Source organism: Arthrobacter zhaoguopingii (genome assembly GCF_009828595.1).
In the GTDB taxonomy this organism is placed as follows: domain Bacteria; phylum Actinomycetota; class Actinomycetes; order Actinomycetales; family Micrococcaceae; genus Arthrobacter_D; species Arthrobacter_D zhaoguopingii.
The window spans coordinates 254,544-276,647 of sequence record NZ_WPNY01000002.1 but is presented as its reverse complement, the minus strand read 5'-3'; the positions used below and the strand labels follow the sequence as shown (position 1 = coordinate 276,647).

The window sequence follows — 22,104 nt, the reverse complement described above, 5'->3', positions numbered from 1 at the left end:
GGGCCTTGTCCGGTCACCGGCCCGGCAGTAGCATCAGCCGTACGATAGTCGAACGAGGCGTTCGATAATCGAACTTTCACCACAACGAAGTGAGGAAGCCCGTGCAGTTCCACCACCACGGATACGTCTCGGGTGATCCCCGCATCCAGCCGGCGGCCGGCACCGGCATCGACCGCCCTGCAGACCTTCCCGACGAGGTCGACGTGCTGATCGTCGGCACCGGCCCCGCCGGCATGATCACCGCCGCCCAGCTGTCCCAGTTCCCCGGGATCACCACCCGGATCGTGGAGCGGCGGGATGCCCGGCTCGCGATCGGCCAGGCCGACGGCATCCAGGCGCGCAGCGTCGAAACCTTCCAGGCCTTCGGCTTCGCCCAGCGGATCACCGAGGAGGCGTACCGCATTGTCGAGATGGCTTTCTGGAAGCCGGACCCCGCCGATCCCGCGCGGATTATCCGCACCGCCCGCCCCGAGGACGACCCGGCGGTGATCAGCGAGTTCCCCCACCTCATCGTCAACCAGGCGCGCGTGCTCGACTACTTCGCGGAATTCATGCGGAACTCCCCGGCCCGGATGACCCCGGACTACGGCTTCGAGTTCGAGGACCTTGAGGTCACGGGCGACGGCGGGTACCCGGTGAAGGTGACGCTGACGCACACCGCGGGGGAGCGGGCGGGTACTCCGCGTACCGTGCGGGCCAAGTACGTGGTTGGCGCCGACGGTGCCCGGAGCCGGGTGCGCCGGGCAATCGGCTGCACGCTGGCCGGAGACCAGGCCCGCCACGCCTGGGGCGTGATGGACGCGCTCGCGGTCACCGACTTCCCCGACATCCGTCTCAAGTGCGCCATCCAGTCAGGTGGGGGCGGCAGCATCCTGCTCATTCCGCGTGAGGGCGGGCATCTGTTCCGCATGTACGTCGACCTGGGCGAGGTCCCACCGGACGACAACGGCGCCGTGCGCCGGACCACCCTCGAACAGATCATCGCCAAGGCCAACACGATCCTCAGCCCCTACACGCTCGACGTCCGCCACGTCGCGTGGCACAGCGTGTACGAAGTGGGCCACCGTCTCAGCGACCGGTTCGACGACGTCCTCCCCGACGAGGTGGGAATCCGCACGCCGCGGGTCTTCATCACCGGGGACGCCTGCCACACGCACAGCGCCAAGGCGGGCCAGGGCATGAACGTATCGATGCAGGACGGGTTCAACCTGGGCTGGAAGCTCGGGCACGTGCTGGAGGGGCGCAGCCCCGAGGCCCTGCTGTCGACGTACTCGGCGGAGCGCCAGGTCGTGGCGAAGAACCTCATCGAGTTCGACAAGGAGTGGTCGACGCTCATGGCCAAGAAGCCGGAGGAGTTTGAGGACCCCTCCGAACTTGAGGACTTCTATGTGCGCACCGGCGAATTCCCGATGGGCTTCATGACCCAGTACTCGCCCTCCCTCCTGATCGCCGAACCCGTCCACCAGGACATCGCTTCCGGCTTCCCGATCGGCAAGCGGTTCAAGTCCGCGCCCGTCGTGCGCGTGTGCGACGGCGTTCCCCTGCACCTTGGCCACCAGGCGACCGCCGACGGCCGCTGGCGGATCTACGTCTTCGCCGACGCGGCCGCTCCGGGTGCCGGATCCGGTGTGGCGGCGCTCGCCAATTGGATGGCTCATGCGGCAGAGTCGCCGCTCGCGGCCACCCCGCAGGGCCTCGACCCCGACGCATGGTTCGACGTCGTGGTCATTCACCAGCAGAAGCACACCCAGATCGACATCGGGGACGTGCCGGGCGTCTTTCAGCCCCCGGTCGGGCCGTTCCGGCTCACCAACTACGACAAGGTCTACGCGGTGGACCCGGCGGCGGACATCTTCGACCTGCGGGGCATCGACCGGGCCGGTGCGGTCGTCGTCGTCCGTCCGGACCAGTACGTGGCGAACGTTCTGCCGTTGGCGGCCACCGCCGAGCTGGCCGCGTTCTTCGCGCCCCAACTCCTGGCCCGTCCGGTCGGGAGCGCGTGAGCCGGATGGGCATCGGGGAATCAGCGGCGTCCCCGGGCGTTAGCGCCCCGAAGGCCACGGCGTCGTCCACGTCGCAGACCCTCTCGCGCGGCATCCGGGTCCTTGAGGTGCTCGCCGAGTCCACCTCCGGGATGACCATTGCCGAGATCGCCGGCTCCCTGGGGGTCCACCGGTCCATCGCCTACCGCATTCTGCGCACCCTTGAAGATCACTCCCTCGTGCTCAGGGATGACGGCGGACGGTTCTGGTCCGGCCCGGGGCTTGCGGCCCTGGCTCGGGGTGTGGCGCGGAAGCTGCAGAGCGCGGCGCTGCCCGAGCTGACGGCCCTGTCCGCGTCGCTGCAGATGAGCGCCTTCATCGCCGTGTGGGACCGCCGCCAGTGCGTCACCCTGGTGGCCGTCGAACCGCCCCGCGGCGAAGGGGTCCTCGTGCAGCGGCCGGGCACCCGGCATTCCTTCGCTGCGGGAGCGCCCGGGATCGCGATCCAGTCGGCGCTGACCGAGGAGCAGTGGGAGGAACTGGCGCCGGGGGAGCCGTACCGGACGGAGTCCCGGACGGCGGCGCGCACCGGCTTCGCGTTCAGCCGGGACGAGGTGATTCCCGGTGTCAGTTCGATCGGCGCCCCCATCCGGGTCACCGGACAGCTTCCGGCCGCCCTTGCGGTTGTCTACCTGAGCAGCGAGGTGGCGGCCGAAGAGATCGGCGCCCGCGTCTGCGCTGCCGCGGCCGCCATCGAGCGGATCCTGAGGTAGCCGGAACGCCGGGCCCACGGAACCCGGGACCCTCGGGTTGCCGCTGTGCCCACCGGTTCCGGATGGTCGGCCCCGGGCGTCGATCCAGGAACCCGTTAGTGCCCCGAGGACCCGAAAACGACAGGCGCGCCCGATATTTCCGGCCCGGCGGTCGTTTTCGGGGGCGCTGGTCGCATGCTGGTTCGCGGTGAACCCGGAAATGACCAACGCATCCGGACTTTCGGGCGCATCCGTCGCTTTTCCTTGCGCGGAAATTTTGATCTTCCTGAAAATTGCCCGGACATAGTCCTGTCATCCTCCTTGAGAGTCCCTAGGCTAAGGGATATGGCCATCCTTCACAGAGCAACGCTGCGCCCGACCAAATTGGAACTCCTCGCCGGCTGGCTGCCCGCCCAGCCCTGGTGGAGGAACAACAGCGTCACCGATCTGCAGAAGGTCGCCTCGTTCCGCTTCGACGACCCGGACGGCGAGGTCGGCATGGAAACCCTCCTCGTCACCACCGGCCGGGAGGTGGTGCAGATTCCCCTGACCTACCGATCGTCACCCCTGGCCGGAGCGGAGTCAGGATTCGTCGGTGCGATGGACCATTCGATCCTGGGGCAGCGGTGGGTCTACGACGCCTGCGTCGACCCGGTCTACAGTGCGGTGGTGTCGACGGCGCTGCTCGGAGGCCCCGGCCAGGCTGATGAGTTCGTCGACGTCGACGGCCGCCTTGAGCCGTCCCTCCAGTCCGCAAGCGTCACCGTACTCCGCGGCCTGCCCGTGCCTGATCCCGGCACCCTTGACGGCGGCGTGGCCGGGAGTGAGACTCCTGTTCGCGGACGGGACCTTGACCTCGTCCTGTTCCGGGTGCCTGACCTGTCCGGGGGCATCCGGGGACCCCACGCGCTGATGGGCACCTGGTCCGGCCAGGAACCGCCCGTGCAGTTCCTCGCCGGTACTCCCCGCACGGCCTAACCCCTGCGCTGGCCGCCCGTCCCGGTCCCCCGCGGTCGGACCGTTCGGGGCCACCGCGACTGGCGAGATGAATAGTCCTCAATTTCTGAGCGGCAAAAGAACGGGAAATAGACGGCGTTACGGGTGGGACTGGGCGTAATTGCTATATCGACATGCCTTCTGTACTTTTGGACCCACAGCGGTCTTCCGGGTGAAACTCAGACGATTCCCAGTTCTCTTTGAGTCCTGATGCATCAAGACCAGCGGCCACTCTTCCAACCGGCGTCCACGGGCTTTGCAGCGCCCGTTTTTTCGGCGCCCGACGGAGGGTGCCGCAAGCTGGCACCGCGGGGTCGGCCTGCGGGGCATTTCCGGGCTTCAGGAGAAAAACCAGTGATGATTTCAAAAAAATGGACTGCAGCGGGTTCCGCGGCCGCTGTCTTGGCCGGAGGGCTTTTCCTCGGCACGCCGGCAGCAACGGCAGCGCCGGGGGACGCCGGATGCCTGACGGCTGCGGGCGCGTTCAACTCGGCGCTGGCCGGGGCGGGAATCACCGCGGCGTCGGTGACGCGGCTCGAAGCGGCCGCCGCCGCCATGGCGCAGGCGGAAGAGGCCTACTCCGCGCTCATCGAGGTCGCCGCCGCGGTGACCGGCCCGGCCCTCGAGGCCGGTTACATCGAGTTCGACGCCGCCGTCCCCGCCCTTGAGGACGCGAAGCTGAAGCACGCAGCTGCCGTGAAGTCCGGGGACCCGCAGGCGATCGAGGCGGCCGAGGCGGCGCTTGTCGCGGCCCAGGACCGCTTCGACGCGGCAGAGAACGCCCTGCCCGGCCTCGAGGCGGCCTTTGACGCCTCAATCGATACACCGGAGATCGCAGCAGCCGGCCTGGTTCTGGAGCAGGCGTTCGTCGAGTTCGAGATGGCCCTTACCGGGATCGACCTCGACGAGGCCACCATGACGAATCTCCTCGATCTCTTCAAGGCTTTCCTCGCCGCCTGCGAGGGTCAGACCGGGCTGCCTCCTGTCGTGGTTCCCCAGCCCGTCCTTGCTCCGGCGGCCCCGCCCGCCGCTGCGCCCGCTCCCGGAAAGACCAACGTCGGGCTGAACATCCAGACCGCTGCGGTCTCGACCCCCGAGGACAATGCGGGCACAGCCCTGCTGGCGGGCCTGCTCGCCGCGGGCATCGCTGTGCCGGCCGCGGCGGCCCTGCGGATCCGCAGCACTAAGCGCAGCAGCTAGCCTCAGCGCCGTTCCGGAGCCCGCCGCGGCTCCGGAACGGCATCGGTAATGCAGCCCGGCTGGTGCCCGCGTCTCAGCTTCGGTGCTCCTTGATCGCCGCCTCGGCCGCGTCAATCAGTTGTCGGGCCGAGCGTTCCCAGGTGTAGGTGGCGGCCTGCGCCAGGCCGTCCGCGGACGCCCGGGCCCACCGCCCGGCGGAGCCCAGGGCGCGGACGGCCTCGGTAAGCGCAGCCGGGTCGTCCGGGTCGACCAGGAGGGCCGCCCCGCCGCCCACCTCCCGGAAGATGGGGATGTCGCTGGCGATCACCGGGGTTCCCGCCGCCATCGCCTCGATCACCGGCAGCCCGTAGCCCTCGGCCTTCGACAGCGTGATCAGCGCCGTTGCGGTGGCCAGGAGCCGGTTGTACTCTTCGTCGCTGACGCCATTGTGGAAGACGACGGTGGCACCGGCCGGGATCAGGGCCTCAAGTTCGGCCCGGCGTTCGCTCGTGATCCTGCTGAGCAGGTGCAGCGTGTACTCCCCGAGCCCGGCCATTCCCGCGAGGAGCGTCTCGACGTTCTTGTAGGGCATGAACGAGCCCATGTAGAGGAGGGATTTCTCCGGCGCGACCGCTGGATCGCGGACGACGGCGGCCTCCTGCGGGGCGTTGCCGACGATGTGAACGGGCCGCCGGGTCAGGGCGTGCTCCCGGATCAGGGTGGCAGTGGTCTCAGAGATGGTCGCCACGACGTCGGCGCGGTTCAGCAGCAGCCGCTGCGGCCAGTAGGCCAGGTGGTAGAGGCGCCACAGCGCCCGCACCGGCAGCGGAAGGAAGGGCGGGGGCGCGGGATTGGTGTAGTAGATCAGGTCGTGAAGGGTCAGGATCAGCGGGTACTTCCGGCCCCAGGTCCCCATGGTCTGCAGCGGGCTGACGACGACGTCGGGGCGCAGGCGGTTCACGGTCCGCGCCACCAGGAGCTCGGCGGGGGAGAGCGGGCTGTTAGCCAGGACGTAGGGCACCTCGGGAAGCAGCGCCAGCTGCCGCGGATCGCTGATGAGCATTGTGACCTCGGCCAGCGTGGAGACCGCACCGATCAGGCTTGCCCCGTAACGGCTGATCCCATCGTGGTGGTCGGTCCGCGTGAAGCGCGCATCGATGAGGATTTTCACTTCCGGCCCTCCTGCAGGAAGGCCGTGACCAGCGCCGCGGCCTCGAGCGGCTTTTCGTAGTGCACGAGGTGTCCGGTACCGGCAAGGACCTCCAGCCGCGCCCCGGGGATCATCGCCGCGAGGCGGCGCTGTCCTTCGAGGGACCCCAGGTCGTCGAGTTCGGCGGCGATCAGCAGGACCGGGCCGGTCAGGTCGGCGGCACTGTCGCGGACCGTGGCACCGATCGAGGCCAGGAAGGCCTCGAGGACCACCCTGCGCTCCGCGAACGCACTGAAGTAGCGGGCGTGCTGGTCATGGATGTAAGCGCGCAGCGCCCGGTCGCGGGTCTTGGCCATGAAGATGCTCATGACGCGCACGATCAGGGGGTTGGTCAGGAGCGCCAGGCCGGGGCGTTCGGGCAGACGGGCGCCGGCGGCGTAATACAGCTCTGCTGCCCGGGACGCCAGGCGGCTCGAGCCCTCGAGGGCGGGCTCGCAGATGGGATTGACCAGAATCAGGGCGGCGGTGCGGCCCGGGTTGTCCGCGGCGAACCGCGACGCGATGACCGAGCCGAAGGAATGGCCCAGCAGGACCGTCGAGGGCCCGAGCCCCAGCGCCTCGAGGCTGTGGCGGACGAACCGGGCGTAGGCGGAGACGTCGTGGACGCCGGCCAGCGCCTCCGAGGCACCGAAGCCGGGAAGGTCCGGCACGATCACACGGTAGTCGGGCAGCCCCTCGACGATCCGCAGCAGCCCGTGGTGGTCGCCCCGGAAGCCGTGGACCAGGAACATCACCGGTTCCGCCGCATCCTGGGGCGCGGCCGGCCGGCCGGCGGGCCCGAGCGGTGCGAAGTCCCAGTACCGCTGGAGCCTCCCCTCCCAGGGAACGGTCCGTACCTGCGCGGTGCGCGGGGCAGCAGCGGCCGGGGCCGGTTCTGCTGCGGTGGGCCCGGTACCGGCATTCGGGCCGTGGAGCCTCACGAGTTCACCCGGTCGGGGTGGGAGCCGAATCGGTGGCCCCGCTCCAGCCCGTCGATGGCCGCCCGCTGGTCCGGGGCGAGGGTGAAATCGAAGACGTCGAGGTTGCCCTGGATCCGCTCGGCGCTGCTCGCCTTGGGGATGACGAGGTTCCCGCCGTCGAGGTGCCAGCGCAGGATCACCTGGGCCGGGGTGCGGCCCAGATCGGCAGCGATACCGGTGATGACCGGGTCGGTCAGCACGTGGCCCCGCCCGAGGGGACTCCACGCCTGGGTGGCGATGCCATGTTCCGCGTGGAAGGCCCGGAGGTCGTGCTGCTGCAGGTAGGGGTGCACCTCGATCTGGTTCAGTGCGGGCACCACCCCGGTTTCGCCGAAGAGCCGCTCGAGGTGGGGCCGCTGGAAGTTCGACACCCCGATGGACCTCACCCGGCCGTCCCGGTAGAGCTGCTCGAGGGCCCGGTAGGTCTCGACGTACAGCCCGCGCTCGGGCAGGGGCCAGTGGATGAGATAGAGGTCGAGATACTCAAGGCCGAGGAGGTCGAGGGAGGAATCGAAGGCCCGGAGCGTCGAGTCGTAGCCCTGGTCCCGGTTGAAGACCTTCGTGGTGACGAAGATGTCGCTGCGCTTTCGACCGCCGGCCAGCGCCCGGCGCACCGCCTCGCCCACTCCTGCCTCGTTGCCGTACATGGTGGCCGTGTCGAGGGTGCGGTAGCCGGCCTCGAGCGCCAGCGTGCACAGGTCGGTGGTGTCGGCGGGGGGCACCTTGTAGACGCCGTACCCCACGGCATCGATCTCCACGCCGTTGTTCAGGGGAACTTTTGGGGCTCGTTGCATGGAACGACTCTACCGATCGGCGCGGGACGTGCCGGCCAGCCGCGCTGGAGCGCCGCCGGGCTGCTCGTCCGCCGCGAGCTGCACCAGCCGGCGGGCGGAGGCCTCATCGAGGATCAGGTCCGTTGCAAGGCCCGCGGCCAGCGCCCCCCGCAGCCCATTGATCTTCGTCTCCCCGGACACCACGCAGATCCGGCGCCGGACCTCCCGGAGGTGGTCGAGGTCGGGACCGGTGCTGCGCTGGTTGAGCAGGATGTCCCGGTGGCTGCCGTCCTCCCGAAAAAACATGGTGGCCACATCGCCCACCACCTCGTCCTCGGCGAGCTGGGCGAGATCCTCGTCGTCGAGGTACCCGCCGCTGTACACGTGGCTGGGGATCCCGGCGTCGATCGACCCGACGCCGAAGACCGCCACCGTCATCCGGTGCTGGAGATCGAGGATGCGCCGCACACTGCGCTCGTTCCACATCGCCCGCTTGGTGTCGGCGTGGTCGAAGAAGGCAGGGACGGGAAACTGCTCAACACGGGCGCCGTAGGCCTGGCCGAAGCGCCGCAGGATCTCACTGGCGTAGGTGATGCCGGTCGTCTGGGTGTTTCCGGCCCCGTTGAGCTGCACGATCGTGCTGTCGTGGATGTCCTTGCGGGTCAGGTGGTGGCTGACGGCGCTGAGGGTGGAGCCCCAGGCGACGCCGATGATCGCGTTGGAGTCCATCAGCGGGCTGATCGTGCGCGCCGCCTGGATCGCCACGCGCTCCAGTGCCTCGGAGTCGCTCACGCTGTCCGCGACGGGCACCACGTGTGCCTCGACGCCGAAGCGGCGGCGGATCTGCTGCTCAAGGACGGGCGCGCGTTCGGCGGGGTTGTTGATCGAAATCTGCACCAGGCCGGTCTGGCGCGCCATGGACAGCAGCCGGGACACCGTGGAGCGGGACGTCCGCAGCTCCCGGGCGATGGCGTCCATCGTCAGGTCCTGGAGGTAGTACATCTGGGCCGCGCGGAGGGCGTCCCTGGACCGGTGGCCGGTGCCCTCCTTTTCGGTCGGGGCCCGGGGCAGGCGGGGGAGTTCATGGTGGGGCACCAGTCTATTCTCACCCCTGTCGTGCACGTTTGTGCAATTTAGTTGACTGCAATTTCCAGAGTTCGAAGAATGGGTCAGGCAGTCCCATATCAGCAGAATCCTTACGGTTACGGAGTAGTGCCTTAATGAACACCGTCGACAGCAACAGTGCCAGCGGCAATGTCAGCGAACCGCGGACCGAGGTGAAAAAGCTTTCCGAGCGTCCCCGTGCCTCGGTACTCATCATCGGCGGAGGGATCAACGGCGTCGGCACCTTCCGCGATCTCGCGCTGCAGGGCGTCGACGTCGCCCTGGTCGAGCGTGGCGATTACTCCCAGGGCGCTTCGGGCGCCTCCTCCCACATGATCCACGGCGGCATCCGGTACCTCGAGAACGGGGAGTTCCGTCTGGTGCGCGAATCCGTCGTTGAGCGCAACCGCCTCCTGCGGGTCGCGCCCCACTACGTGAAGCCCCTGCAGACCACCATCCCCATCTTCAGCACCTTCTCGGGCATCCTTGCGGCCCCGATGCGCTTCCTCACGCACAAGCAGGGAAAGCCCACCGAGCGCGGCGCCTTCCTGATCAAGGTCGGGCTGAGCCTCTACGACTCCTTCTCGCGCGACGGCGGCTCGGTTCCCCGCCACAAGTTCGTCGGCCGGAAGAAGTCGCTGGCCCTCATGCCGGACCTGCGCCCCGACGTGAAGTACACCGCCACCTACTTTGACGCATCCGTTCACAACCCCGAACGGCTCACCCTCGACGTCCTGCGCGACGGCCAGCTGGCCAACCCGGAGGCACGTGCCGTGAATTACGTCAACGCCATCGGCGCCTCCGACGACGGCGTGCTGCTCCGTGATGACCTCACCGGCACCACCTTCACCTTCGAGGCCGACGTCGTCATCAACGCCACCGGGGCGTGGGTCGACGGCACCAACGCGGCCCTCGGCGCCGGAAGCTCCTTCATGGGCGGCACCAAGGGCTCCCACATCGTCCTCAACTCCGAGGCGCTCCTCGAGGCGACCGACGGTCGCGAGATCTTCTTCGAGCACACCGACGGGCGCATCGTGCTGATCTACCCCATGGGCGACCGCGTGCTTGTCGGAACCACCGACGTCGACGCCGACATGAGCGTTCCCGCGGTCACCACCGACGAGGAGATCGATTACTTCTTCGACCTGGTCCACCATGTCTTCCCGGCGGTTCAGGTCGGCCGGGAGGACATTGTGTACAGCTTCTCCGGCGTCCGGCCGCTGCCGCGCCATGATGACACCTCGCCCGGGTTCGTCTCCCGCGACTACCGCATCGAGAAGCGCGAAGAACAGCGCGGCGGCCGGAAGGTGACCACGCTGAGCCTCGTGGGCGGCAAGTGGACGACGTTCCGGGCGCTCTCCGAGCACCTGGCCAACGACACCCTTGCGGTGCTCGGCGTCCCCCGCAGGAAGTCGACGGCCAACCTCGCCATCGGCGGAGGCGAGGGCTTTCCTGCCGGTGAACAGGCGGAAAAGCAGTGGATTGCCGCCGCGGTCAGGCCCGGCTACGACGAGGAGCGCATCGGGGTTCTGCTCACGCGCTACGGCGCGCGCGCCACTGACGTGATCGAGTTCCTTGCGCAGGGCGAAGATTCCGTGTTCAGTTCCACTAAGGAACTAAGTTCCCGGGAGGTGGAGTACATGGTGCGCAACGAGCAGGTCGGTCATCTGATCGACATCCTGATCCGCCGGACCTCGCTTGCCTTCCGTGGTCTGGTGACTTCTGAACTCCTGGCCGAATTGGCCGCGGTGCTCGCACCGCTGCTGGGCTGGGACAAGGAGGCCGCGGCGGCCGAGATCCGCCACGCCGAGGCGGTCCTCGCCGACGCGCACCGGGTCGAGGTTCGAAGCTTGATCGCCTAGCGGAAGGTCCGCGGGGGGATCGGCCCCGCCGCCCTTGGGCGGTGGGGCCATCCAACGGCAGGTGTTGCCGGGGGAAGGGGGCCGCTCAGGCGGCGGCGCCTGCACACAAGTAAATACACACAAGGAGTCAAAGATGTCTCTTGAAGTATTTGTTGCCGAAGCGTTCGGCACCATGATGTTGCTCTTGCTTGGTTGTGGTGTCGTAGCCAACGTTGCCCTGGCAAAGACAAAGGGTAATAACGGTGGCTTCCTGATGGTCAACTTCGGCTGGGGGCTCGCTGTCTTCGCCGGCGTCTTCGTCGCGGCCCTGTCCGGCGCCCACCTGAACTTCGCGGTCACCGTGGGCCTGTGGGTGAACGGGGACGTCGGGTCCTTCGCCCCGGACGTCGACAAAAACTTCGGCAACGCGCTGGGGTACCTCGCCGCCCAGATGATCGGCTCCATTGTCGGCGCCGTCGTGGCGTGGCTGGCCTACAAGCAGCACTTCGATGACGAGCCGGACCCCGCCAACAAGCTGGGTGTCTTCTCCACCGGTCCCGCCATCCGCTCCTACGGATGGAACCTCGTCACCGAAATCATCGGCACCTTTGTCCTCGTCTTCGTGATCATCGCCTTCGGTTCGACGCCGACCGGGCTTGGCCCGCTGGCTGTGGCGCTCCTCGTCGTCGGCATCGGCGCCTCCCTCGGCGGACCCACCGGATACGCCATCAACCCGAACCGCGACCTGGGCCCCCGCATCGCCCACGCCATCCTCCCCATTAAGGGCAAGGGTGGCTCCGACTGGGGCTACGCCTGGGTGCCGGTGGTCGGCCCGATCATCGGCGGCATCCTCGCCGGCCTGGTCGTCCAGCTGGTCGAGTTCCCCGCGCTCCCGGCGTAGGGTCAACGCCCGCCCGGTGCCGTCCGCATCGGGCACAAACCGACATCATCTCAACAAAGGAGTAGGAAATGTCGCAGTACGTTATCGCTATTGACCAAGGCACGACGTCGAGCCGGGCCATCGTGTTCGACCACAAGGGGGACATCGTCTCCTCGGGGCAGAAGGAACACGAGCAGATCTTCCCCAAGGCGGGATGGGTCGAGCACGATCCGGCCGAAATCTGGGACAACACCCGTGAGGTCATCGGCAGCGCCCTGTCCAAGGCGAACCTGACCCGCCACGACATCGCCGCCGTCGGCATCACCAACCAGCGCGAGACCGCCGTGGTGTGGGATCGGACCACCGGCAAGGCGGTCTACAACGCCATCGTCTGGCAGGACACCCGCACCCAGAACATCGTCGATGAGCTGGCGGCCAACGGCGGCGTCGAGCGCTACAAGGCCAAGGTCGGCCTGCCCCTGGCCACCTACTTCTCCGGCACCAAGATCAAGTGGATCCTCGACAATGTCGAGGGTGCGCGCGAGAAGGCCGAGGCCGGGGATCTGCTGTTCGGCAACACCGACTCCTGGGTCACCTGGAACCTCACCGGCGGCACCGACGGCGGCGTTCACATCACCGACGTCACCAACGCCTCGCGGACCCTGTTCATGGACCTCGAGACGCTCTCCTGGGACGAATCGATCCTCGCGGACTTCGGTGTTCCGCTGTCGATGATGCCCGCCATCAAGTCCTCCTCGGAGGTCTACGGAAAGGTCCACGGGTCCCAGCTGCTGCGCGAGGTGCCCGTGGCCGGCATCCTCGGTGACCAGCAGGCGGCGACCTTCGGCCAGGCCGCTTTCGCCAAGGGCGGCGCGAAGAACACCTACGGCACCGGCAACTTCATGATCGTCAACACCGGCGAGGAGATCGTCCACTCGAAGAACGGACTGCTCACGACGGTGTGCTACCGCCTTGGGGACGCCAAGCCGGTCTACGCGCTCGAGGGGTCGATCGCCGTCACCGGTTCCCTCATCCAGTGGCTCCGCGACAACCTCGGCATCATCAAGAGTTCTCCCGAGGTGGAGCAGCTCGCGACGACGGTGGACGACAACGGCGGCGTGTACATCGTCCCGGCGTTCTCCGGCCTCTTCGCCCCGTACTGGCGTGCGGACGCCCGCGGCGCGATCGTCGGCCTGACCCGCTTCGTGAACAAGGGACACATCGCCCGTGCGGCGCTGGAGGCCACGGCCTTCCAGACCCGCGAGGTGCTCGACGCGGCCAATGCCGACTCCGGGGTGGACATGGAGGATCTCCGGGTTGACGGCGGCATGGTCGCCAATGACGCCCTGATGCAGTTCCAGGCGGACATCCTCGGCATCCCGGTGATCCGGCCGAAGGTCACGGAGACCACCGCGCTCGGTGCCGCCTACGCCGCGGGGCTCGCCGTCGGTTTCTGGAAGGACACCGACGAGCTCGCCACCAACTGGTCCGAGGACAAGCGCTGGAACCCCTCCATGGACGACGCCGAGCGCGAGCGCCAGCTGCGCCTTTGGAAGAAGGCCGTCACGAAGACCTTCGACTGGGTCGACGAGGACGTTTCCTAGCGCCGGATCCCTCCGCCGCGCAGGCGCCCGCCCACCAGCGGTACCGGTGGACGGGCGCTTCTGTGCTCCTGCAGCGAAATCGCGGGGGAACCCGGGAGTTCTGCGCTAAGGTTGTTCCATGTCAACTCGGCGACTTCTTCCTTAGCCGCACGCGATTCGCGTGCGGCGGCCCCTCCTTGGACGAGGGGCTTTTGTGTGTCCGGGCCGGAATTCGACGCGGCCGGCACGCGGGAACGAATGACGATGAGGCAATCGCGAAGAATGACAGGACAGGGTCAAAGACAGTGAGCATACCTTCCGAGGCGGGACAGCCCGACGAGAACACCTACGACTTCGCCGCCATGGAGGCCCGATGGCCGGCGGTGTGGGATGAGCTGGAATTGTTCAAGCCGCTCGACGACGGCTCACGCGAGCGCCGGTACGTGCTCGACATGTTCCCCTACCCGTCCGGCGACCTGCACATGGGACACGCGGAGGCCTTCGCCATGGGCGACGTCGCCGCCCGCTGGTCCCGTTTGCAGGGCTTCGACGTGCTGCACCCGATCGGGTGGGACTCCTTCGGGCTCCCTGCCGAGAACGCGGCCATCAAGCGCGACGCGCACCCGGCGGAGTGGACCTACGCGAACATCGACACGCAGGCGCACTCCTTCAAGCGCTACGCGATCAGCGTCGACTGGTCCCGCCGGATCCACACCTCCGACCCCGAGTACTACCGCTGGACCCAGTGGCTGTTCACCCGGTTCTTCAACAAGGGCCTCGCCTACCGGAAGAACTCGCCGGTGAACTGGTGCCCCAAGGACCAGACAGTGCTCTCCAACGAGCAGGTCATCAACGGGGCCTGTGACCGCTGCGGGACGATGGTCACCAAGAAGGACCTGAACCAGTGGTACTTCAAGATCACCGACTATGCCGACCGCCTGCTGCAGGACATGGACCAGCTGAAGGGCCACTGGCCCGAGCGCGTGCTGGCGATGCAGCGCAACTGGATCGGCCGTTCCGAGGGCGCCACCGTGCGCTTCACCATTGAGGCCGCCGATGACCGGCCTGCCCACGACGTGCCGGTGTTCACCACCCGCCCCGACACCCTCTACGGGGCGACCTTCTTCGTCGTCGCCGCCGACACGCAGCTCGCCCTCGACCTGGTCACCGCCGAGCACCGCGGCGCGCTCGAGGAGTACCGGGAGCAGGTCAAAAAGCTCTCCGAGATCGAGCGCCAGTCCACCGAACGCGAGAAGACCGGCGTGTTCACCGGCCGGTACGCCGTCAACCCCCTTAACGGGGAAAAGCTGCCCGTCTGGGCCGCCGACTACGTGCTGGCCGACTACGGCACCGGAGCGATCATGGCCGTTCCCGCCCATGACCAGCGCGACCTCGACTTCGCCCGGGCGTTCGGCCTGCCGGTCCGCACCGTCGTCGACACCGGCGCCGAGGACCCGGCGGTCACCGGCACCGCGACCGCCGGCGAGGGCGTCCTGGTCAACTCCGGCGAGCTGACCGGACTGGACAAGCCCGCGGCCATCGCCCGCGCCGTCGAACTGCTCGCAGCGCAGGGCACCGGCGAGGGGACGGTCAACTTCCGGCTGCGCGACTGGCTGCTCTCGCGCCAGCGGTACTGGGGGACCCCGATCCCCATCATCCACTGCGCCACCTGCGGCGAGGTCCCGGTGCCCGACGAGCAGCTGCCGGTCACCCTGCCCGAGGGCCTCCACGGCTCCCAGCTGAAGCCGCGGGGCGTCTCACCGCTGGCCGCCGTCGAGGACTGGGTCAACGTGGCCTGCCCGTCGTGCGGCGGGCCGGCCAAGCGGGATACCGACACCATGGACACCTTCGTCGACTCCTCCTGGTACTTCCTGCGCTTCGTCACCCCGGACCTGGAGACCGCGCCGTTCGACACCGACGCCGTCAACCGGTGGATGCCCGTCGGCCAGTACGTGGGCGGCGTCGAGCACGCCATCCTGCACCTGCTCTACAGCCGGTTCTTCACCAAGGTGCTCTTCGACCTGGGCCTAGTGAACTTCACCGAGCCGTTCTCCTCCCTGCTGAACCAGGGGCAGGTGCTCAACGGCGGCAAGGCCATGAGCAAGTCCCTGGGCAACGGGGTGGACCTCGGCGAGCAGCTCGATAAGTACGGGGTGGACGCTGTGCGCCTCACCATGATCTTCGCCTCCCCGCCGGAGGACGACGTCGACTGGGCCGACGTGTCGCCGTCGGGCTCGGCCAAGTTCCTGGCCCGCGCCTGGCGGCTGGGCGCGGATGTCACCAGTGCGCCCGGCGTCGACTTCGTTGCGGGCGACCGGGGGCTGCGCTCGGCGACCCACCGCACCCTGGCCGACGTGCCCGAGCTCATGGGCGCCAGCAAGTTCAATGTCGTCATCGCCCGGCTGATGGAGCTGGTCAATGCCACCCGCAAGGCCATCGACTCCGGCCCGGGTGGCAGCGACCCGGCCATCCGCGAGGCGGCCGAGACCGTCGCGGTGCTGCTGGGCATGTTCGCCCCGTACACCGCCGAGGACCTGTGGGAGAGGCTGGGCCACACCCCCGGGGTGGCGACCGCGTCCCTGCCGGCTGTCGAGAAGGACCTGTTGGCCCAGGAGTCAGTCGTCGCCGTCGTGCAGGTCCAGGGCAAGGTCCGCGACCGGCTCACCGTGTCACCGGACATCACCGAGGACGAGCTGCGGACCCTGGCCCTTGCCAGCGAGCCCGTCTCCCGGATCCTCGACGGCAGGGGCATCCGCACGGTCATTGTGCGGGCGCCCAAGCTGGTCAACATCGTGCCCAGCTGAGAATGGCCAACGACGGACTCCCGGCCGCGGTCGTGACCGACTCGGCGGCCGGGTTCCCGCCGGGCTGGCTCGACGGGCAGGGGCGCGCAGGGGGAGTCACTGTGGTTCCCCTGCCGGTGCTGATCGCCGGCCAGATCTACAGCGACGGCGGGGACTCCCTCGTTGAGCCCTTGACCATCGCGCTGGCGCAGGGCTCGGAGGTGCGCACGTCCCGGCCGTCGCCGGGCCAGTTCGAGCGCGCCTATCGGACCCTCGAGGCCGAAGGCCATTCGGGCATCATCTCCATCCACCTTTCGGGGGCGCTGTCCGGCACGGTCGATGCAGCACGGCTGGCAGCCTCCTCCGTCGGCATTCCCGTCGAGGTGATCGACAGCCGCACCGCCGGCATGCCGCAGGGCTACGCCGCCGTCGCCGCGCTGGAGTCCCTGCGCCAGGGTGCAAGCCTTGAGCGCAGCGCCGCCGCGGCGGCGATCGTCTGCCGCACCTCGGAGCTGTATTTCTACGTGCCGAGCCTTGACCAGCTGCGCCGCGGGGGGAGGATCAGCGCCGCGGCCAGCTGGCTGGGGAACGTCCTCTCGGTCAAGGCGCTGCTGAAGATCCAGGACGGGCGCGTGGTCCCCGTGGAGAAGGTGCGCACGGCCGATAAAGCCCTCGACCGGCTCCTCGAGATCGTCCAGGAAGCCGCTGCCGCCCGCGCCGGCGGGAGCGAGATCACGGTGCACCACTTCGGGAACGACGACGAGGCCGCCGGGTTCGCCGCCCGGCTGGAATCCGGTCTTCCCGGCACCCCGGTCTCCCTGGCCCGCTGCCCGGCGGTCCTGGCCGCGCATGCCGGCCTCGGCGTGATGGCGGTGGCCGTCGTCCCCGGGCCGTTGTCCACATAACGACAGCGCGGCACTTTTCCGCGTGGAATCCCTGCCTACGGTGGCGTATGCCGCGACACCGCTGGGCCACCACCGCTCCCGTTCTTCCGCTGCCGCCGCCCGCCGACCGTTCCGTCGATTCGGTCGATTCGGTCGATACCGACGCCAGCATGACCGGCGAGGCTGCCGGTGCGTCGCACGGCCCGGGTGGTCTGACCAAGGTCGAGTCCGAGGAGGCGACTCCGCGGACCCGCCGGTGGGCCGCAGCCTGTGGGGCCTCCCTGGTGTTCCTGGCCCTGGCGCTGACCTTGGGCGCTGGACTGTTCTTCGTCCGCAGCGAGGCTTCGCCTCCGGTTGCGACCATCCCGCTCTCGGCCGAGGAGCAACGGCCAGGATCAGGGGATGAGTTGGAGCGGGGTGGGCAGGCAGCCCCCGGCTCCGCACCGGGATCGGCTGCGCCGGGCTCGGTGCCGGCCGACGGGGCTGCGTCAGGAACCGCCGGATCCGAAGGTGATTCTGCCGGCGGCAGCGGGGCGGGGACGCCCCTTGAAGGGGATGAGGGGGCCGAGCTGGGCGGCGTCTTCGTGCACCTGAGCGGCGCGGTGGCGTCGCCGGGGGTGCGAGAGGTTCCGCAGGGCTCGAGGCTGTTCCAGGTGATCGACCTGGCAGGGGGTGCCACACCGGAGGCGGACCTCGACGCCGTGAACCTGGCCGCCGTCGTGGTGGACGGGGGCCAGGTGCACGTGCCGCGGAAAGGCGAAGCGGTTTCGCCGGGCCCACCGGCGGGCACCGGCGGGTCGACCACCGGTGATCGGACGCCGGGCAGTGGATCAGGTGGGGCGGGGCCCGGGGGCGCCGGTACCATCGGCACCGGGATGCCCGACGGCATGGTGAACCTCAACACCGCCGATGCCCCCGCCCTTGAGTCGTTGCCCCGCGTGGGCCCGGTCCTTGCGGAGCGGATCATCGCGTGGCGGACCGAACACGGCCCGTTTGCGCGGCCCGAGGACCTCGAAGCGGTCCCGGGGATCGGGCCCGCCCTGCTCGAGGCGATGCTGCCCCTCGTGGTGGTGCGGTGACGAAGCGTGCACTTCCGGAACCGCAGGCCTTACCCGGCATCGACGCATCGACCCCGGACCGTTCCACCGCGGGAACCGGACACCCCGACCGACTTCCGCCTGGCCCCGGCCGCCGCCGCGGCATGGACAGCCGCGGCGCTGGCGACCCGGCTGCCCGCGGAGGAAGCCGCAGCCGGGGGAGCCCTGCTCGCCGGTGCCGGCCTCACGCTCGGTCTGCTGTGCGTGGCATACCGCGGGCGGGCCGCCGCGGCACTGCTGATCCCGCTTCTCCTGCCGCTGGCCGCGGGGTGCCTGGTCACGCTGGCGGCCGCCGGAAGCCTTGCGAGGTTCACTGCGGGCCCTGTCGACGAGGTGGCCCAGGCGAAGGCCTTCGTCACGGTCATCCTTCGCCCGTCCAGCGATGCCGCCCCGGTTCGGGCCGACTACGGGGAGGCGCGCTATGTCCTACGCGCCATCGTGGCTGCCGGCTCCTCCTCCGGGCGCTCCTTCACTGCGGCGTCGCCCGTCGTGGTGTTCGGGGATGGGCAGTGGAAGCGGATCGGGAGGGGTGACACGGTGCGCTCCATGGGGAGGCTGCGCCCTCCGGACCGGCCCGGGAGGGAGGTGGCGGTGTTCCTTCCGGCCGCTCCACCCGTGGTCGAACCCGCCCGGGGCGCGGAGGACTACACGCGGGACCTCCGCCACGAATTCAGCAGCCGGGCCCTCGCCCGTGGAGCGGGGGACGGAGGTCTGCTTCCGGGAATGGCCATCGGTGACCGCTCGGTGCTCGATGACCGGCTCGGGGAGGCGATGAAGACCACCGGGCTGACCCACCTGACCGCGGTGTCCGGCACGAACTGTTCCTATGTGCTGGCCTTTGTCTTCTTGGCCGCGCGTGCGGCCCGGTTGCCCCGGCCCGCCGCCGCAGGTGCTGCACTCGTCGCGTTGAGTGCCTTTGTCTTCCTCGTCCGCCCGGAACCGAGTGTGCTGCGCGCGGCGGTGATGGGGGCCATCGGGATTTTTGCTGTCCTGACCGGCCGGGGCCGGATGTCCCTGCCGCTGCTGTTTCTGGCCGTGATCGTGCTCCTGGCCGCCGACCCGTGGCTGCACGCCTCCTATGCCTTCCTGCTGTCCGTGTCGGCCACAGCGGGGCTAGTCCTCATCGGGCCGCTCCTCGCCTCGCGGTTCGCAGCGGCCCTCCCGGTCTGGGCTGCCCGGTTGCTCGCGGTGCCGGTGGCGGCGCAGCTGGCCTGCACGCCGCTGCTGGTGATGCTGCAGCCCTCCCTGTCCGTCTATGCGGTGCCCGCCAATCTCGCCGCGGCGCCGGTGGTGCCGTTCGTGACGATCGCAGGGATGCTCGCCGTTGCCGCCATCGCCGTCTGGCCGCCCGCCGCCGAACCCCTCCTGGCGGCCGGGCAGCTGGGGTCCGGGTGGGTGGCCACCGTTGCCCGGGTGGGAAGCGTCGCGCCCTTCGCACAGGTGCCCTGGCTTCCGGGGGTGCCCGGCGCCGTACTTGCGGCCGTGCTGTCCCTGCTGATTGTGCTCGGCGTCGTCGCTGCGGTTCGCCTGCGGCGGGAAGCCAGGCCGCGCCGGGCGTTCGTCCGTTACGGATCGGCGGCGCTGTGCCTGGTGGCGGGCTGTGCCCTGGGAGCCGCCGGAGTGGTCCTGCTCGAGCCCCGGGCGGGTCGTCCGGCGGGCTGGGTGGTGGCCGGCTGCGACGTCGGGCAGGGCGACGCCTTCGTCGTTCATACCGGGCCCGGGCGCGCCCTGGTCATCGACGCGGGCCCCGATCCCGGCGCGGTGGACGAGTGCCTCTCGGACCTGGCGGTCACGGTGGTGGACCTGCTGGTGGTCTCCCACCTCCACGAGGACCACTACGGGGGAGCGGCCGGGGTGTTCGAGGGACGGCAGGTGAAGGAGCTGCGCTACTCGTCGGGTGAACCGACTCTGCCCCGTGGACTCAGCTCCCTCGCCCGGGCGGCCGGGCTTGAACCGGCGCGCATCGCCGCCGGAGACGTCGGCCAGGCCGGGGGAGTGAAGTGGGAAGCGCTGTGGCCGCCCGGGCCGCGCACCGGTCCGGGATCCGGTCCGTCGACCGGGGCGGGCTACGGCAGCGAGAACGACGCCAGTGCCGTGCTCCTGGTCGAGATCCCGGGTCCCGCGCGGCAGGCGACCGTGCTGTTCACCGGCGACATTGAGCAGGAGGCCTCGCAGCGGCTGCTCTCCGGGCACCCGGAGCTGGCCCTGACCGGCGTGGACATCCTGAAGGTCGCGCACCACGGTGCCCGGAACGGGGGCACGGCGATCATCGATGCGCTGCAGCCCGGTCTTGCGCTCATCTCGTCGGGGGAGGGCAATGACTACGGCCACCCGCATCCGCAGGTGGTGGCCGACCTGCGCCGGCAGTCCGTCTACGCGGCGCGCACCGACCAACTCGGCACCTTCACCGTCTCCCTCGGTGCTGACGGACTGGAGGTGAGGCCGCTGGCCGACTGAGTAACCGACCGACGTTCACCCCGCTGAGGGCGGGCGGGTCCACGGGTTGTCACAGATTAGGGAGCTGTCTTGTCCTTTCCTCGTAGAGCCCGGACTAGGAGTGCTGCGGCAGGAATTGAGGTCCGCTGTGAAGGGCGTGGTTGTTGGCGGCACGGGGTTCCGGGGAGGACGGCATCTCGCAGCTCATGTGGATGATGAACCCGGACAAGCTGAATCTCGTCAGGCTTCCCTAGTTCCCGCTCGCAGGAGGGCCTCCAAGCGAGTCGAGCGGCGTCTGCAGGCTTTGCACTTCGCCTGCCGGATTTTACTGTGGAATGGCCCACTGCCCGCCCGTCCATTCCACCGCTAGGATCCCAATGTCGTCGCCCACCTCCCGACCCTCCCTCATACGTTCGCAATCGAACGCTGAGGCGCACCGGGTGTCATTCATCGAGTTGTTCTTCGACCTCGTCTTCGTCTTCGCCATCACCCAGATCGCCCACGGGCTCATCGACCACCCGGACGGCGGAACATTCACCCGCACCCTGGTGCTGACGATGGCCATGTGGTGGGTGTGGGTATACACGACCTGGTCGCTGAACTGGTTGAGTCCGGAGCGATCGCTGATCCGGGTGGTGCTCATCGCCGCAATGCTGATCGTCCTGCTGATGTCCAGTGCCATACCGGAGGCATTCGACGAAGGCCAGGGGCTGATCTTCGCGCTGGGCTATGTAGGGCTCCAACTCGGTCGCGCAATGCTGATGGTTGCCGCATTACGTGACCATGACGCGGCGCTGAGCGTGAGCTACATCCGAACGTCGATCTGGTTCGCAGTGTCGGCCGTGCTTTGGATCCTCGGCGGCCTCGCCCCATCCGAGGAACGCCTGTACTTCTGGGCCGCGGCTATCGTGATCGACCTGCTGGCACCCCTCTTCCGCTACTGGATGCCGGTCCTGGGATCGACAGCGCCGTCCGTATGGACCGTCTCCGGGGAGTACATGGCCGAACGCACGGGCCTGTTCATCATCGTGGTCCTGGGGGAAACGATCATTGTTACGGGCACGGCATTCGGCGAGCTCGAGGGCAATCCGACGCAGGTGAGCGCCTTCCTCTCGGCTTTCGCAAGCACTGTTCTGATGTGGCTGCTGTACTTCGCCCACGACGAGAGCCGAGGACGGCGCTTCATCAACGCCTCCCGGAACGCGGCCATGGTCGCCCGATCGGCGTACACCTGGGCTCCCGTGGTCCTCGTCCTCGGTCTCGTGCTTACCGCAGTTGCCGATGAACTCGTCCTGCTTCACCCAAGCGACAACATCGGGACTGAGGATCAGTACATCCCGACGAATCTGCTGATCTTGACGGCATCATCCGTCTATCTGCTCGGCAACCTCCTGTTCAAACGAGCCATCGGCCGGCCGTGGCTGGTATCCCATATCGCCGGAATCCTCGCGCTCGCAGGCCTCTCCGCCGCCTCGAACGCTCTCTCGCCGCTGGCCATGAACTGGGCCAGCAACGCCGTGCTGCTGGCAGTCATCGTGTGGGACTACCGCACCCGGTCGCTCACCGGCAGCACGAGTGAGGACAACCGAGAGGACTCCGCAACCATCGACTAGACGCCCGGCCGTTTCGGGTACGTCGGCGATAA

General features: G+C 68.8%; 16 protein-coding genes. 12 read left to right on the top strand and 4 right to left on the bottom strand.

Annotation, left to right across the window (positions count from 1 at the left end; translation table 11 throughout):
• The first annotated feature begins 101 nt into the window (after positions 1 to 101).
• From GVV86_RS03705 to GVV86_RS03690, 4 genes are all read left to right on the top strand, one after another.
• The gene (locus GVV86_RS03705) at positions 102 to 2,003 is read left to right on the top strand and encodes an FAD-binding monooxygenase (protein ID WP_159801653.1); all 1,902 of its coding nucleotides are present in this window, start codon (positions 102 to 104) and stop codon (positions 2,001 to 2,003) included.
• Positions 2,004 to 2,008: 5 nt separating this feature from the next.
• Positions 2,009 to 2,755 (top strand): IclR family transcriptional regulator, encoded by a 747-nt coding sequence (locus tag GVV86_RS03700; RefSeq protein ID WP_159801651.1) that lies wholly within the window; start codon positions 2,009 to 2,011, stop codon positions 2,753 to 2,755.
• A gap of 324 nt (positions 2,756 to 3,079) precedes the next feature.
• Positions 3,080 to 3,712 carry a CG0192-related protein gene (locus tag GVV86_RS03695; protein ID WP_159616743.1) on the top strand — a complete coding sequence of 211 codons (633 nt, stop codon included), beginning with the start codon at positions 3,080 to 3,082 and terminating at the stop codon, positions 3,710 to 3,712.
• A 375-nt stretch (positions 3,713 to 4,087) separates the two neighbouring features.
• Positions 4,088 to 4,930, top strand: coding sequence for a hypothetical protein (locus tag GVV86_RS03690; protein ID WP_159801463.1), 843 nt, complete (start codon positions 4,088 to 4,090; stop codon positions 4,928 to 4,930).
• A gap of 73 nt (positions 4,931 to 5,003) precedes the next feature.
• On the opposite strand, the gene GVV86_RS03685 is transcribed toward GVV86_RS03690, so the two are convergent.
• From GVV86_RS03685 to GVV86_RS03670, 4 genes are read right to left on the bottom strand one after another with little or no spacing between them, the layout of a single operon-like run.
• A complete protein-coding gene (locus tag GVV86_RS03685; RefSeq protein ID WP_159801461.1) occupies positions 5,004 to 6,080 on the bottom strand; it encodes a glycosyltransferase family 4 protein in 1,077 nt (358 codons plus the stop codon).
• Positions 6,077 to 7,039 (bottom strand): alpha/beta fold hydrolase, encoded by a 963-nt coding sequence (locus tag GVV86_RS03680; RefSeq protein ID WP_246669863.1) that lies wholly within the window; start codon positions 7,037 to 7,039, stop codon positions 6,077 to 6,079. Before GVV86_RS03680 ends, GVV86_RS03685 begins: the two co-directional genes overlap by 4 nt.
• The gene (locus GVV86_RS03675; RefSeq protein WP_159801459.1) at positions 7,036 to 7,872 is read right to left on the bottom strand and encodes an aldo/keto reductase; all 837 of its coding nucleotides are present in this window, start codon (positions 7,870 to 7,872) and stop codon (positions 7,036 to 7,038) included. Before GVV86_RS03675 ends, GVV86_RS03680 begins: the two co-directional genes overlap by 4 nt.
• A 9-nt stretch (positions 7,873 to 7,881) precedes the next feature.
• Positions 7,882 to 8,853, bottom strand: a complete 972-nt coding sequence (locus tag GVV86_RS03670) for a sugar-binding transcriptional regulator (RefSeq protein WP_159801647.1) — start codon at positions 8,851 to 8,853, stop codon at positions 7,882 to 7,884.
• A 218-nt stretch (positions 8,854 to 9,071) separates the two neighbouring features.
• Here GVV86_RS03670 and GVV86_RS03665 point away from each other — a divergent pair, with 218 nt between their 5' ends.
• From GVV86_RS03665 to GVV86_RS03630, 8 genes are all read left to right on the top strand, one after another.
• Positions 9,072 to 10,817, top strand: coding sequence for a glycerol-3-phosphate dehydrogenase/oxidase (locus GVV86_RS03665; RefSeq protein WP_159801457.1), 1,746 nt, complete (start codon positions 9,072 to 9,074; stop codon positions 10,815 to 10,817).
• 133 nt (positions 10,818 to 10,950) lie between these two features.
• Positions 10,951 to 11,697 (top strand): MIP/aquaporin family protein, encoded by a 747-nt coding sequence (locus GVV86_RS03660; RefSeq protein ID WP_159616733.1) that lies wholly within the window; start codon positions 10,951 to 10,953, stop codon positions 11,695 to 11,697.
• A gap of 68 nt (positions 11,698 to 11,765) precedes the next feature.
• On the top strand, positions 11,766 to 13,280 hold the full coding sequence (gene glpK / locus GVV86_RS03655) for a glycerol kinase GlpK (RefSeq protein ID WP_159801455.1): 1,515 nt from the start codon (positions 11,766 to 11,768) through the stop codon (positions 13,278 to 13,280).
• A 284-nt stretch (positions 13,281 to 13,564) separates the two neighbouring features.
• Positions 13,565 to 16,063: a leucine--tRNA ligase gene (leuS, locus tag GVV86_RS03650; protein WP_425513914.1), complete on the top strand. Its 2,499-nt coding sequence runs from the start codon at positions 13,565 to 13,567 to the stop codon at positions 16,061 to 16,063.
• 2 nt (positions 16,064 to 16,065) lie between these two features.
• Positions 16,066 to 16,947 (top strand): DegV family protein, encoded by an 882-nt coding sequence (locus GVV86_RS03645; RefSeq protein WP_159801453.1) that lies wholly within the window; start codon positions 16,066 to 16,068, stop codon positions 16,945 to 16,947.
• A gap of 47 nt (positions 16,948 to 16,994) precedes the next feature.
• On the top strand, positions 16,995 to 18,005 hold the full coding sequence (locus GVV86_RS03640; RefSeq protein ID WP_159801451.1) for a ComEA family DNA-binding protein: 1,011 nt from the start codon (positions 16,995 to 16,997) through the stop codon (positions 18,003 to 18,005).
• A gap of 6 nt (positions 18,006 to 18,011) precedes the next feature.
• On the top strand, positions 18,012 to 20,480 hold the full coding sequence (locus tag GVV86_RS03635) for a ComEC/Rec2 family competence protein (protein WP_159801449.1): 2,469 nt from the start codon (positions 18,012 to 18,014) through the stop codon (positions 20,478 to 20,480).
• Positions 20,481 to 20,899: 419 nt separating this feature from the next.
• Positions 20,900 to 22,072: a low temperature requirement protein A gene (locus GVV86_RS03630; RefSeq protein ID WP_159616723.1), complete on the top strand. Its 1,173-nt coding sequence runs from the start codon at positions 20,900 to 20,902 to the stop codon at positions 22,070 to 22,072.
• Positions 22,073 to 22,104 lie beyond the last annotated feature (32 nt).

What these genes read in the sequence shown, in the direction of transcription:
- GVV86_RS03660 (WP_159616733.1), top strand. Translation starts at nt 10,951, where the DNA reads ATGTCTCTTGAAGTATTTGTTGCCGAAGCGTTCGGCACCATGATGTTG.
- GVV86_RS03675 (WP_159801459.1), bottom strand. Translation starts at nt 7,872, where the DNA reads ATGCAACGAGCCCCAAAAGTTCCCCTGAACAACGGCGTGGAGATCGAT.
- GVV86_RS03700 (WP_159801651.1), top strand. Translation starts at nt 2,009, where the DNA reads ATGGGCATCGGGGAATCAGCGGCGTCCCCGGGCGTTAGCGCCCCGAAG.
- GVV86_RS03645 (WP_159801453.1), top strand. Translation starts at nt 16,066, where the DNA reads ATGGCCAACGACGGACTCCCGGCCGCGGTCGTGACCGACTCGGCGGCC.
- GVV86_RS03640 (WP_159801451.1), top strand. Translation starts at nt 16,995, where the DNA reads ATGCCGCGACACCGCTGGGCCACCACCGCTCCCGTTCTTCCGCTGCCG.
- glpK (WP_159801455.1), top strand. Translation starts at nt 11,766, where the DNA reads ATGTCGCAGTACGTTATCGCTATTGACCAAGGCACGACGTCGAGCCGG.
- GVV86_RS03670 (WP_159801647.1), bottom strand. Translation starts at nt 8,853, where the DNA reads ATGTACTACCTCCAGGACCTGACGATGGACGCCATCGCCCGGGAGCTG.
- GVV86_RS03690 (WP_159801463.1), top strand. Translation starts at nt 4,088, where the DNA reads ATGATTTCAAAAAAATGGACTGCAGCGGGTTCCGCGGCCGCTGTCTTG.
- GVV86_RS03665 (WP_159801457.1), top strand. Translation starts at nt 9,072, where the DNA reads ATGAACACCGTCGACAGCAACAGTGCCAGCGGCAATGTCAGCGAACCG.
- GVV86_RS03695 (WP_159616743.1), top strand. Translation starts at nt 3,080, where the DNA reads ATGGCCATCCTTCACAGAGCAACGCTGCGCCCGACCAAATTGGAACTC.